This is a genomic window from Chitinimonas lacunae (assembly GCF_042650885.1).
GTDB classification, from domain to species: Bacteria; Pseudomonadota; Gammaproteobacteria; order Burkholderiales; family Chitinimonadaceae; genus Chitinimonas_A; species Chitinimonas_A lacunae.
In genome coordinates, this window is record NZ_JBHSBU010000001.1 from 3,036,489 (window position 1) to 3,049,063 (window position 12,575).

15 protein-coding genes and 1 tRNA gene are annotated in these 12,575 nt (G+C 61.1%); 14 read left to right on the top strand and 2 right to left on the bottom strand.

The genetic code is table 11. The features are described from left to right. The first annotated feature begins 3 nt into the window (after positions 1 to 3). From ispE to ACFOW7_RS13065, 10 genes are all read left to right on the top strand, one after another. Positions 4 to 840 carry a 4-(cytidine 5'-diphospho)-2-C-methyl-D-erythritol kinase gene (ispE, locus tag ACFOW7_RS13020; protein ID WP_378164905.1) on the top strand — a complete coding sequence of 279 codons (837 nt, stop codon included), beginning with the start codon at positions 4 to 6 and terminating at the stop codon, positions 838 to 840. 18 nt (positions 841 to 858) lie between these two features. After that, a tRNA-Gln gene (locus tag ACFOW7_RS13025) sits at positions 859 to 935 on the top strand. A 101-nt stretch (positions 936 to 1,036) separates the two neighbouring features. Next, positions 1,037 to 1,987 carry a ribose-phosphate pyrophosphokinase gene (locus tag ACFOW7_RS13030; protein WP_378164907.1) on the top strand — a complete coding sequence of 317 codons (951 nt, stop codon included), beginning with the start codon at positions 1,037 to 1,039 and terminating at the stop codon, positions 1,985 to 1,987. Between the two features lie 120 nt (positions 1,988 to 2,107). Next, entirely contained in the window at positions 2,108 to 2,695 is a 588-nt protein-coding gene (locus tag ACFOW7_RS13035) for a 50S ribosomal protein L25/general stress protein Ctc (RefSeq protein WP_378164909.1), read from the top strand. A gap of 86 nt (positions 2,696 to 2,781) precedes the next feature. Then, positions 2,782 to 3,414, top strand: a complete 633-nt coding sequence (gene pth / locus ACFOW7_RS13040) for an aminoacyl-tRNA hydrolase (protein WP_378164911.1) — start codon at positions 2,782 to 2,784, stop codon at positions 3,412 to 3,414. Continuing rightward, a complete protein-coding gene (locus tag ACFOW7_RS13045) occupies positions 3,411 to 3,650 on the top strand; it encodes an esterase/lipase family protein (RefSeq protein ID WP_378164913.1) in 240 nt (79 codons plus the stop codon). Before pth ends, ACFOW7_RS13045 begins: the two co-directional genes overlap by 4 nt. Positions 3,651 to 3,695: 45 nt before the next feature. Then, positions 3,696 to 3,896: a hypothetical protein gene (locus tag ACFOW7_RS13050; protein WP_378164915.1), complete on the top strand. Its 201-nt coding sequence runs from the start codon at positions 3,696 to 3,698 to the stop codon at positions 3,894 to 3,896. 26 nt (positions 3,897 to 3,922) lie between these two features. Further along, entirely contained in the window at positions 3,923 to 4,057 is a 135-nt protein-coding gene (locus ACFOW7_RS13055; RefSeq protein ID WP_378164917.1) for a hypothetical protein, read from the top strand. Between the two features lie 12 nt (positions 4,058 to 4,069). After that, on the top strand, positions 4,070 to 5,161 hold the full coding sequence (gene ychF, locus ACFOW7_RS13060; RefSeq protein WP_378164919.1) for a redox-regulated ATPase YchF: 1,092 nt from the start codon (positions 4,070 to 4,072) through the stop codon (positions 5,159 to 5,161). 224 nt (positions 5,162 to 5,385) lie between these two features. Further along, a complete protein-coding gene (locus tag ACFOW7_RS13065) occupies positions 5,386 to 6,039 on the top strand; it encodes a DUF2238 domain-containing protein (RefSeq protein ID WP_378164921.1) in 654 nt (217 codons plus the stop codon). A gap of 529 nt (positions 6,040 to 6,568) precedes the next feature. Here the strand turns inward: ACFOW7_RS13065 and ACFOW7_RS13070 are convergent. Together ACFOW7_RS13070 and ACFOW7_RS13075 are read right to left on the bottom strand one after the other, a co-directional pair. Continuing rightward, the gene (locus ACFOW7_RS13070) at positions 6,569 to 6,892 is read right to left on the bottom strand and encodes a hypothetical protein (protein ID WP_378164923.1); all 324 of its coding nucleotides are present in this window, start codon (positions 6,890 to 6,892) and stop codon (positions 6,569 to 6,571) included. 418 nt (positions 6,893 to 7,310) lie between these two features. Further along, positions 7,311 to 8,207 (bottom strand): LysR family transcriptional regulator, encoded by an 897-nt coding sequence (locus ACFOW7_RS13075; protein ID WP_378164925.1) that lies wholly within the window; start codon positions 8,205 to 8,207, stop codon positions 7,311 to 7,313. 101 nt (positions 8,208 to 8,308) lie between these two features. On the opposite strand from ACFOW7_RS13075, the gene ACFOW7_RS13080 reads away from it, so the two are divergent. From ACFOW7_RS13080 to ppk1, 4 genes are all read left to right on the top strand, one after another. After that, complete coding sequence (locus ACFOW7_RS13080; RefSeq protein WP_378164927.1) at positions 8,309 to 9,163, top strand: MBL fold metallo-hydrolase; 855 nt, start codon at positions 8,309 to 8,311, stop codon at positions 9,161 to 9,163. Positions 9,164 to 9,327: 164 nt separating this feature from the next. Further along, a complete protein-coding gene (locus tag ACFOW7_RS13085) occupies positions 9,328 to 9,753 on the top strand; it encodes a bleomycin resistance protein (protein WP_378164929.1) in 426 nt (141 codons plus the stop codon). Positions 9,754 to 9,840: 87 nt separating this feature from the next. Beyond that, complete coding sequence (locus ACFOW7_RS13090) at positions 9,841 to 10,113, top strand: oxidative damage protection protein (protein ID WP_378164931.1); 273 nt, start codon at positions 9,841 to 9,843, stop codon at positions 10,111 to 10,113. A 230-nt stretch (positions 10,114 to 10,343) separates the two neighbouring features. Continuing rightward, entirely contained in the window at positions 10,344 to 12,428 is a 2,085-nt protein-coding gene (gene ppk1 / locus ACFOW7_RS13095) for a polyphosphate kinase 1 (RefSeq protein ID WP_378164933.1), read from the top strand. The last annotated feature ends 147 nt before the right edge of the window (positions 12,429 to 12,575 follow it).

The window sequence follows — 12,575 nt, forward strand, 5'->3', positions numbered from 1 at the left end:
CGTATGGATTTCCAAGACTTCTTCGCGCCAGCCAAGATCAATCTGTTTCTTCATGTCACCGGCCGCCGCGCCGATGGCTACCATCTGCTACAGACGGCATTCCGCCTGCTCGACTATGGCGACACCGTCTCGATTGCGGTCACCGATGATGGCGAGATCAGCCTGGAAACCCCGCTGCCCGGTGTGCCGGCCGAACAGGATCTGACGGTCAGGGCTGCACGACTGCTACAGCATCACAGCCATAGTCAGCAGGGCTGCCGGCTGCGGCTGACCAAGCGTCTGCCGCTCGGCGGCGGCCTCGGTGGTGGCAGTTCGGATGCCGCGACCGTGCTGATGGCACTCAATCATCTATGGCGGCTTGGTCTGTCGCGGGTCCAATTGCAGCAACTGGGCTTGCAGCTCGGCGCCGACGTCCCTTTCTTTATTTTTGGCCGCGACGCCTTTGCCGAAGGCATAGGCGAGCAATTACAGGCACTTACGCTCGCACCGAAATGGTATGTGGTGCTGATTCCGCCCGTGAATGTGCCTACGATCGAAATTTTTCGCGATGAACGCTTGACACGTGATTCGGTGCCGATAATAATGGCGGCCTTTCCGACAGCAACCAAACGCAACGACTTGCAAGCGGTTGCATGTAGGAAATACCCGATCATCGCCGAATACCTCGACTGGTTAAATCAGTACGGCAAAGCGATGATGACCGGATCGGGCGCCTGTGTATTCGCTGCATTCGATACCCAGGCCGAAGCAGAGAGAGTTATTTCCGAGCTTCCTCCCGATTGGCGTGGTTTCTCAGCGCCAAGTTTGATGCAGCACCGTTTATCGAATTTGTTCGACTGATTCAGTCGGACGAGTTCTAGGGGAGTCGCCAAGTTGGTTAAGGCATCGGATTTTGATTCCGACATTCGAGGGTTCGAATCCTTCCTCCCCTGCCAAATCTCCAGGGCCGCTTTCTATGCCGCCCGTAGCTAAGAAGCAAAAAAAGAAAGCGTGTAATCCCGATTACACGCTTTCTTTTTTTATCAGGGATCAAAACATGGCTTTTGACAGCTTGATGGTCTTCACCGGCAACGCCAACCCCCAACTGGCCGAAGCCGTCGTCAAAAATCTCGATATTTCCCTAGGCCGTGCCAGTGTCGGCCGCTTCAGTGACGGCGAAGTCACCGTCGAGTTGCTCGAAAACGTCCGCGGTCGCGATGTCTTCGTCTTGCAATCGACCTGTGTTCCCACCAACGACAATCTGATGGAAGTGCTGCTGATGGTCGACGCGCTCAAACGCGCCTCGGCTGGCCGCATCACCGCCGCCCTGCCCTATTTCGGCTATGCCCGCCAGGACCGTCGACCGCGTTCGGCCCGGGTGCCGATCTCGGCCAAGGTGGTCGCCAATATGCTGACTGCCGCCGGCGTCGACCGTCTGCTGACGGTCGATCTGCATGCCGACCAGATCCAGGGCTTCTTCGACAACCCGGTGGACAATATCTACGCCACCCCGGTCCTGCTCGACGATGTCCGCACCAAGAACTACGAAGACCTGATGGTGGTCTCGCCTGACGTGGGCGGCGTGCTGCGTGCCCGCGCCATGGCCAAGCAGCTCAATACCGAGCTGGCCATCATCGACAAGCGCCGTCCCAAGGCCAATGTGGCCGAAGTGATGCATATCATCGGCGATGTATCGGGCCGCACCTGCCTGATCATGGACGATATGGTCGATACCGCCAACACGCTGTGCAAGGCCGCCGCGGCGCTCAAGGCCAACGGTGCCAAGCGCGTGCTGGCCTACGCTACCCACCCGGTGCTGTCGGGTGCGGCCGTTGAACGTATCCAGCAAAGCGATCTCGACGAGCTGGTCGTCACCGACACCATTCCGCTCAGCGAAGCTGCCCGCCGTTGCGAGCGCATCCGCATGGTCAGCATCGCCCCGCTGCTGGCGGAAACCCTGCGCCGCATCAACAACGAGGAATCGGTCTCCTCGCTGTTCGTCGATTAAGCGCTGGCTGAGGTTTCAATAAGCCGTTAGAATACAAGGCTTTTGCGGCGCGACCCCGGTCGCGCCGCATTGTCGTCGGTCGCCTGGTCGCGGGCGATCTCAACCCTTAGGAGCAACCCCATGTCGCACGAAATCACTGCCGTCAACCGCGTCGAACAGGGCACCGGAGCGAGCCGCCGCCTGCGTCGCGCCGGCAAAGTCCCGGGCATCGTCTATGGCGCCGGCAAGGCCCCGCAAGCGATCGAACTGGACCATAACAACCTGTACCACGCCCTGCAAAACGAATCGTTCCACGCTTCGATCCTGAAGCTGTCGATCGATGGCGCCGCTGAGCAAGTGCTGCTGCGTGACACCCAGTACCACCCCTGGAAGCAGCAAGTTCTGCATATCGACTTCCAGCGCGTCAACCCGAACGAAAAGATCCATATCAAGGTGCCGCTGCACTTCATCAACGCCGAAATCGCCCCGGGCGTTAAGCTCTCCGGCGGTACCGTGTCGCACATCACGACCGAAGTTGAAGTGAGCTGCCTGCCGGCCCAACTGCCGGAATTCATCGAGGTCGATCTGAAAGACCTCAACGCCGGCCAGTCGCTGCACCTGTCCGATCTGGCCGCTCCGGCCGGTGTCGAGTTCGTGGCCCTGAAGGCTGGCGAAAACGTCACCCTGGCCAGCGTGATCGGTGCCAAGGGTGGCAAGAGCGACGAGTAATCGCCTCTGCCTCATCCTGAAACGGCTCGCCTCGGCGGGCCGTTTTCGTTACGCTCGACGCTTGTCCATGCCGTCTTTTCCCCGTCATGTCTGAACCGCAACGCCCCATCCGCCTGATCGTCGGCCTTGGCAATCCCGGCCCGGAATACGCCGATACCCGCCACAACGCCGGCTTTATGTGGATCGACTCGCTGGCCCATGATCTGGGCGTCTCGCTGAAGGTCGAGAGCAAATTCTTCGGCCTGGCCGCGCGTGCCCAGCTCGACGGCCACGAGTTCTGGCTGCTCGAGCCGCAGACCTATATGAATGTCTCGGGCAAGTCGGTGGCGGCGCTGGCGCGCTTCTACAAGATCCTGCCCGACGAAGTCCTGGTCGTGCACGACGAACTCGACCTCCTGCCCGGCGAGGCCAAGCTCAAGCAAGGTGGTGGCCACGCTGGCCATAACGGTCTCAAAGATATCCAGGCCATGCTGGGCACGCCCAACTACTGGCGCCTGCGCCTTGGGGTCGGTCATCCGCGCACCCTCGGGCTTAACCAGCCGGTGGCCGATTTCGTGCTGCACCGGCCACGGCAGGACGAGGAAAAGCTGCTGTTCGACAGCATCGACCGCTCGCTCGCTGCCCTCAAATGGCTGCTGCGCGGCGATTTCCCGCGCGCCACCATGGCGGTCAATACCAAGCCCAAGCCGCCCAAGGCTGCGGCCAAGGCGCCGGAATGAACGCCGAGCGCGTGCTGCTGCATGGACTGGGCCGCAGCGGCTGGTCGATGCTGTGGCTGGCGCGCTGGCTGGCCCGCGCCGGCTATGAAACCCAGGCGCCCAGTTATCCGTCGCGCCGCCTGGGCATCGCCGCCCTGGGTGACCACTGGCTGGGACCACGACTCGACACCCTGTGCCAGGACCAGAGTCGGCCGCTCCATATCGTCACCCATTCGCTGGGCGGACTGGTGGCATGACGGGCCCTGGCCACGCCGCGGCTGCCGCCGGGCAGCCGTCTGGTGATGCTGGGTCCGCCCAATCAAGGCAGCGAAGTCAGCGATCTGGTCGGCCGCTGGCCCGTGCTGGGCTGGCTGGTCAGGCCGTCGCTGGCCGAGCTGGGTACCGGCCCTGACGCGATGGCACGGCAGCAGGCGCCCATCGACGCCGAAATCGGTATCATCGCCGCCACGCGCAGTATCGATCCCTGTTCGGCCATCTGTTAGATGGACCGCACGACGGCAAAGTGGCCGTGGCCCGGACCCGCCTGGCCGAGTCGCATGATTTCGCCACTGTGGCCAGCAACCATACTTTTGTGATGAATCATCCGGAAACCTGCCGGCTGATCCTGAATTTCCTGCGAAGCGGCCGCTTCGCCGAGCACTAGAAAGGAATCTCCATGAGCCTCAAATGCGGCATCGTCGGCTTGCCCAACGTCGGCAAGTCCACCCTGTTCAATGCGCTGACCAAGGCTGGCATCGCGGCCGAAAATTACCCTTTCTGCACCATCGAGCCTAATGTCGGTATCGTCGAGGTGCCCGATGCGCGCCTGGCCGAGCTGGCCCGGATCGTCAACCCGCAGCGGATCCAGCCCGCCATCGTCGAATTCGTCGATATCGCCGGCCTGGTGGCCGGTGCGAGCAAGGGCGAGGGTCTGGGCAACCAGTTCCTGGCCAATATCCGCGAGACCGACGCCATCGTGAACGTGGTGCGCTGCTTTGATGACCCCAATGTGGTCCACGTTGCCGGTCAGGTCGATCCGATCGCCGATATCGAAGTGATCGTCACCGAACTCGCGCTCGCTGACCTCGGTGCGGTGGAAAAAGCGATCCAGCGCGAAGGCAAGAAAGCCAAGTCGGGCGACAAGGATGCGCAAAAGCTGGTGGCACTGTGCGAGAAGCTGCTGCCGCACCTGAACCAGGGTCAGCCGGCCCGCACCATGAAGTTCTCCGACGACGAGCTGGTGATGCTGAAGCCGCTGTGCCTGCTGACCATCAAGCCCGCCATGTACGTCGGCAACGTGCTCGAAGACGGTTTCGAGAACAACCCGCACCTGGAGCGCCTCAAGGAACACGCCGCTCGCGAAGGCGCCCCGGTGGTCGCACTGTGCGCCAAGATCGAAGCCGAACTGGCCGACCTCGACGACGACGACAAGGCCGCCTTCCTGGCCGACCTCGGCCTCGAAGAGCCGGGTCTCAACCGGCTGATCCGTGCCGGCTACAAGCTGCTGGGTCTGCAAACCTACTTCACGGCCGGCGTGAAGGAAGTCCGCGCTTGGACCATTCACGTGGGCGACACCGCCCCGCAGGCCGCCGGCGTGATCCACACCGACTTCGAACGCGGCTTTATCCGCGCCCAGACCATCGCCTTCGACGACTTCATCGCCTACAAGGGCGAACAAGGCGCCAAGGAAGCCGGCAAGATGCGTTCCGAAGGTAAGGAATATGTGGTGAAGGATGGCGACGTGATGAACTTCCTGTTCAACGTCTAAATATCTCCGCCAGCAGTCAGGATTCCTCCTGACCAGTAGCCACAACAGAAACCCGGCCTGTGCCGGGTTTCTGCATTGGCGCTTGCAGTTTCGCAGCGTAAATCGTTACTTCAGCCTCTCGGCACCCCTCTGTCCCACTCACCATCCCATCCCGCATAATCCTCTCCCACCCAGCGCCGGACAGCCCATCGGCGTCGTCTCCCTCAATCAAAGATTGGTGACCCATGGCTCTACCGTCCGCCAGCTCCAGGCTCCTGCTGCCGCTCAGCGGCATTCTGATTGTGCTGCTCGTGCTGTCGGGCTGGCAGCCTTATGACCGGCTGACTTGGCTGCTGGAAGTGTTTCCGGTGCTGATTGCGCTGCCCCTCCTATGGTTTACCCGGCATAGTTTTCCGCTGACTTCGCTGCTCTATCTATGCATCTTCCTGCACGCCTCGGTGTTGATACTGGGCGGGGCCTATACCTATGCCCGGGTGCCGCTGGGCTTTTGGATGGCGGATTGGTTCGAGTTGAGCCGCAATCCGTATGACAAGATCGGACATTTTGCCCAGGGGTTCATTCCGGTGCTGGTGGCGCGGGAAATCCTGCTGCGGGGCCGCTATGTGCAGGGGCGCAGGATGTTGGTGTTTCTGCTGCTGTGCATCGTGCTGGCGATCAGTGCGACCTATGAGTTGATCGAGTGGGGGGCCGCCGTCGCACTCGGGCAAGGGGCCGATGAATTTCTCGGCACGCAGGGCGACCCCTGGGATACCCAATCCGATATGGGCTTTGCCCTGCTCGGCGCTGCGATTTCCCTGCTGACACTGTCGCGCTGGCACGACCGCCAGCTTGCCCGCCTCACGACCGCTGCGGTCCCGTCCTCAGCATCGGCACCCTAGACTTCCTCCCGCCTCAACCCGACAGGACAATTCGGGACAACACCTATCTGCCGCAATGCCACATTCCAAGCGGCATTCAAACAGGAGAAGGACCGATTGGGACATTCTTTTACTCAGTGCCGCATAGCAGCATGAGCCTTGAGTAAAACCCTGAGCGACACGCGCAAGTGCCAGGCAATCGTTCGCTCCTCGCTATGACCGGACTTAAAAGCGTCCAAACCATTCGGTTACGCTTATGAACGCCTCAATTCAACCCACGCCCCGGTTCTTCAAAGAAAACCTACTGGCGCCGAACGTAATATTCACGCTGTCTCAATAAGGCAAAAAAGGGATGGACACCAATATGTCCATCCCTTTTCCTATTTGGCATTGCGGATAGCGGATTTCCGATCGAGGTTATTATTCCGACGTCTTTTGATTCAGCGTCGAGTGGAACCATTCCGTATCCGTCACTTTGCCAGCCCAGCCGGGAATTTCCCCTGGAGAGCCGATCCGGCGGCTCCCTTGCCCCGGCTTGGGCGACCCTGCTTCAGTGTGAATCGGTCGATTTCACGCCGGCATCTTTGGTTGCTTGTACAAAGTCCTTGATCTCCTTGTTTTCGCTGGCGATCGGCGCGTCTTGAGCCGCTGGGGCCGCCGGAACGGCCGGTGCAGCCGTTTGTGGCGGGGTTGGCTTCTCCACCGGATCATCGCCCGCCACCACAGTTTTGCCCGCTGCAACCGCCACCGCTATCCCGGCCAGTACCACGGCCAGCATCATCATATTGAGCTGGGACTGCTTGGCTCCGCATTTGGGACAGACGACCGCTTTTTTACTGATGTGGCCGCCGCATTCTTTGCATTTTATTAACATCTCCATCCTCCCCGCTATTAAGCACTGCTTATCGGAAAAAGCGTTTCGATTCTAGCAGGATCGTCCCGACAAAAGTCTTCTGCTTTTTTCCTTACTTGTTGACCAGATGTCTTATTTATTCTTTCGACATATAACCCGGAATACATTATTCGACCGACCGGAACGACGAAAGAGAATTAATCGTCACAGCAGCGCGCTATCGACCGATGGTCATTTCCATGGCGTTTTTTTTATCTTTTCCAGCAGGAAGCGCCAAGCTCGCGCTTTCTCGGGATGTCCGGAGCCGGGTCCGAACACCAAGGGAACCTCATTGACGGCTCGGATCGACGAGGACAGGACAGTTCAGGCCAATGCCGATCTGTCCGTATGCCTCGGCTGGTGCAGCAGCACCCGGGCTAAGCCGGGACAGATCGGGCCATTACGGCTCCCACGGGGCATGGGCAAAGCGCTGCACCAGAAAATCGAGCAAGGCGCGCACCGCTGGCGACAGATGGCGTCGTGAGGGATAGAGCGCATACACCGTCATCTGCGGCAATCGCCAGTCGGTCAGCACGGCGTGCAGACGGCCGGCAGCGATCAGCGGATTGGCCAGATAGGTCGGCTGGATGGCGATCCCGGCGCCCGCCAGCACTGCTTGCAGCAGCACCGTGGCCTCATTGGCGGTAAAGCGGGTGGGCACGGCGACCGTCTGCCACAGGCCATCGCGGCACAGTCGCCATTCGCTGCGGCCGAAATTGGCGTAGCCAAGGCAGCGGTGGAGGCTCAGCTCAGCCGGCTCATGCGGTGTGCCATGGCTGGCCAGATAGGCCGGGGCAGCCACCAGTACCGACTCACAGACGGCAAGCGGACGGCCGATCAGGGCCGGGTCCGGCCCGGCGCTGATGCGCACCGCCAGATCGACCCGCTCGGCCACCAGATCGACGGCACGGTCGCTCAGGTCCAGATCGATGCGCAGCTGCGGATGGAGGGCGAGGAAGTCCCCCACCGCCGCCGCCAGATGGCCGTAACCGAAGGACATGCTGCAAGTCAGCCTGAGCTGGCCGCGCAGCATGCCGTCAGCCGGGACGATCTCGGCCTCGGTCTCCTCGATCAGGCCGAGAATCTGCTGACAGCGCCGCAGACACTGTTCGCCGGCATCGGTAAGGCCAACCCGTCGGGTAGTCCGCTGCAACAGCCGCGCCCCGAGCCACTGTTCCAGCTCGGCCACATAGCGCGTCACCATCGCCCGCGACATCTCCAGCCGCTCGGCGGCGGCACTGAAGCCGCCGTGCTGTACCACTTCGACAAATACCCGCATGGCGGTAAATCGGTCCATTTGCTCGATCCAGGCAACAAATATGGCCAGTTTAGCGGCTATATCCGGCCGGATCAGGCAACTATAGTGGCGCCCATCACCACCCAAACAGGACCGCCATCATGTTCCGCACCCTAGTACTCGCCTCCACCCTGACCCTGGCCGCCGCCCAGGCCGCGCCGCTGCAACTCAAGGTGTACAACGCCGACGTCAACAGCTTCCATGCCACCTCGACCCTGATCAGCGGACCGAGCGAAGCGGTAGTGGTCGATGCCGGCTTCACCCGGGCTGATGCCTACCGGATCGCCGCCAATGTGCTCGACAGCGGCAAGACGCTCAAGGCCATCGTGGTCAGCAATGCCGACCCCGATTACTACTTTGGCGTCGAAGTGCTGAAGTCGCTGTTCCCGCAAGCCGAAGTGCTGGCCCCGCCGGCCGTGCTGGACAAGATTCGCGCCAAGCTGCCGGCCAAGGTGGCGTTCTGGGGACCGAAGATGGGCGCCAATGCCCCGGTCAGGCCGGTGCTGCCGCAGCCGCTGCCAGGCAACAGCCTGACCGTGGACGGCGAGAGGCTCGAAGTGCGCGGCACCAGCGGTGAACTGGCACATCGGCCGTATATCTGGGTGCCCTCGCTCAAGGCCATCGTCGGCAATGTGGCGGTCTATGGCGATCTGCATGTGTGGACCGCCGACACCCAGAAACCGAGCGAGCGGGCAGCCTGGCTCGCCCAGCTCGACGAGATGAGCGCGCTCAAGCCGGCCATCGTGGTGCCGGGCCATATGCAGGCCGGCACGCCGCTCGATGGCAGCAGCATCGGCTTTACCCGCGACTATCTGCACCGCTTCGAGCGCAGCGTCACGGAACAGCGCCACAGCGCCGGCCTGATTGCCGTGATGAAGGCCGCCTATCCGCAAGCGGGTCTGGAGCTGGCGCTCGATATCGGCGCCAAGGTGGCGACCGGCGAGATGAAGTGGTAAGTCGTGAGACACCGGGCGGGTATCGGACCAGCCCGGTTTTTGCGTCCTGGTTTTTCTGTCTAATATCAAGCAGCGCCCTGTGCCGCACCGCAATACCGCCCACCAGAAGTGCGGCCGCCGGACCGGTAGACAGGCCCTGCTTGCTTAGCCGCCGGAGGAAAACCATGGCCAACTGGAGCACCCTCGTCCCCGAACTGGTCGTGTTCGACTTCGACGCCTCGCTGCGTTTCTACCGCGACGTGATCGGCTTCACCGTGCGCTACCGGCGCGAAGCGCCACGGTTTGCCTATCTTGAGCTCGATGCGGCCGAATTGATGCTGCACGAGTACCACGGCTCGCCGATCTACGGCGAGCTCGAACCCGGTCAGGTCGGCCGGGGTTTCCATCTACAGATCGAGGTCGATTCGATCATGCCGCTCCTGGCCCGCTGCGCCGCCCACGGTATCGCGCTGCGGCGCGAGCCCAGCGATGCCTGGTATCGCGGTGAAGGCGTCGAATACGGCAATCGCGAATTCTTCGTTGCCGACCCCGATGGCTTTCTGCTGCGTTTCTTCGAAGATCTGGGTGAGCGGCCGGTCAGCCAGCCCTGAGAGCGCTGGTGACGCAGCGGGAGTACAATGGGCGGCTTCGCCGTATGCTACGGCGCCCTTTTCCCGTATCGAACGAGGACAACCGCGATGAGCAGAATGGTTCACTGCGTCAAGCTCGGCCGCGAAGCCGAGGCGCTCGATTTCCCGCCCATGCCCGGCGAAATCGGCAAACGCATCTTCGAAAAAGTCTCGAAGGAGGCCTGGCAGGGCTGGATCAAGCACCAGACCATGCTGATCAACGAAAACCGTCTCAACCTGGCCGACAGCCGCGCCCGCCAATATCTGCAACAGCAGATGGAGAATTACTTCTTCGGCAGCGGTGCCGATATGCCGCAAGGCTATGTGCCGCCTGCGGCCTGAGTCCAGCCTGAAGCCGCCTTCCGGCGGCTTTTTTCATGGCAGCGTCAGCGCTTGGCCAGAGCGTCTCGGACAAAATATTCCTTTTTATTTATCTAGCCGCCGTGTGGCGCACCGTATTTTCATAAAAATTTAATTTTCTCTGCTGACCCTACTGGCGGCACGATCGAGCTGGCCTTTGGCGCCAATTAGCGCTAAGTTGGCATCCTATCCATCGTTCCACCCCGCGCCCCATGACTGCCGGTAATCCCGCTGCGCCGACCGAACTATTCCTTAATCGCGAGCTTGGCCTGCTCGAATTCAATCGCCGGGTCCTGGCTCAGGCTGAAGACAGCGATAATCCGCTGCTTGAGCGGCTCAAATTCCTCTGTATCGTTTCGTCCAATCTCGATGAGTTTTTCGAGGTGCGGGTAGCCTGGGTCAAAGAGAATATCCGCATGAATAACGCCCGACCGGCCCCCGATGGGCTGTCGGCGCAATCGGCTTTCCAGCGCATTGCCCACGACACCCACCAGATCGTCGAGCGTCAATACAAGATTCTGCGTGAAGTGGTGCTGCCGGCGCTGGAGCAGGAAGGCATCGTCTTTTTGCGCCGCACGATCTGGAACGAGGCCCAGCGTGCCTGGGTGCGCGATTATTTCTTCCGTGAATTGATGCCGGTGCTCACGCCGATCGGTCTCGATTCAGCCCATCCGTTTCCGCGCCTGCTCAATAAAAGCCTGAATTTTGCCATCGAACTCGAAGGCCGCGATGCCTTCGGGCGCGAATCGGGAATTGCCATCGTGCAGGCGCCGCGTATCTTCCCGCGCTTTATCCGGCTGCCTGACGAGATTTCCGGTCATCCCTACGGTTTTGTGTTTCTGTCGTCGATTCTGCATGCCCATGTGGACGAGCTGTTTCCCGGCATGACTATGAAGGGCTGTTATCAATTCCGGGTGACGCGTGATTCCGACCTGTCGGTCGACGATGAAGACGTCAAGGATTTGCGCGCCGCGCTGCAGGGCGAATTGTCGGAGCGCCAATTCGGCGATGCGGTACGGCTGGAAGTGGCCGATAACTGTCCGCGCCATATCTCGGATTTCCTGCTCGAACAATTCGGCATGGAAAGCGACGACCTCTACCGGGTCGACGGTCCGGTCAATCTGGTGCGGCTGATGAATGTGCCCGATCAGGTCGATCGGCCCGATCTGAAATTCGCCCCGTTCATGCCCGGTACGCCCAAGGAGCTGCGCAAGCATTCCGATATGTTCGCGGCAATTCGCCATGGCGATATCGTGCTCCATCACCCGTTCCAGAGCTTTACCCCGGTGATCGACCTGTTGCAGCAGGCAGCGCGCGACCCGCATGTGGTGGCGGTCAAGATGACGGTCTATCGCACCAGCTCCGACTCGGCGCTGATGGAGGCCTTGATCGAGGCAGCCCGCGCCGGCAAGGAAGTCACGGCGGTGGTCGAGCTGATGGCCCGTTTCGACGAGGAGGCCAATATCAACTGGGCCGCCAAGCTGGAGCGGGTCGGCGCCCATGTGGTGTACGGGGTGTATGGCTACAAGACCCACGCCAAGATGCTGCTGATCGTGCGGCGCGAGGAAGGCCGGCTCAAGCGTTACTGCCATCTGGGCACGGGCAACTACCATCCGCGTACCGCCAAGCTGTATACCGACTTCGGCCTGTTTTCCTGCAACGAGGAAAAATGCGCCGATGTGAACAATATCTTCATGCAGCTCACCGGCATGGGGAATCCGGGTCAGCTCAAGCATCTGTGGCAGTCGCCCTTCACCATGCACAGCTCGATGGTGGCGGCGATCCAGCGCGAAGCGGCGATCGCCCGCGCCGGCCGGCGCGCGGTGATCATCGCCAAGATGAATTCGCTGCTCGAGCCCGTCATCATCCAGACGCTCTACGACGCCTCCAACGCCGGCGTCACCATCCATCTGATCGTGCGCGGCGTCTGCACGCTGCGGCCGGGGATTCCGGGGCTGTCGGAGAATATCCGGGTCCGCTCGATCATCGGCCGCTTCCTTGAGCACACCCGGGTGTTCTACTTCTTCAATGACGGCGCCGAAGACCTCTATCTCGGCTCGGCCGACTGGATGGGCCGCAATTTCTTCCGCCGGGTCGAGGTGGCCTTCCCGATCTTCGACCGCAATACCAAGCGCCGCATTATCCGCGAAGGCCTGCGCCCCTATCTGGTTGACAATGCCCAGGCCTGGGAAATGCAACCCGACGGCCGCTACAAGCGCAAACAGTCACGCAACGGCAAACCACGCCATGCCCAGGCCATGTTGTTGTCGGAGTTGGCGGCCAAGGAACGAGATTAGTCCTGTTTTAATATAAAACGGATAAATCTCTCTATGTGCCTTGCACATGATTTTCATATTATTTTCCATTAATAGACTATTCCCAGTGGCTCCCCTTCTGCGGCACGGCGCTTGCCGGCCGCATGGCAGGGCCGGGGGCGGCCGCTG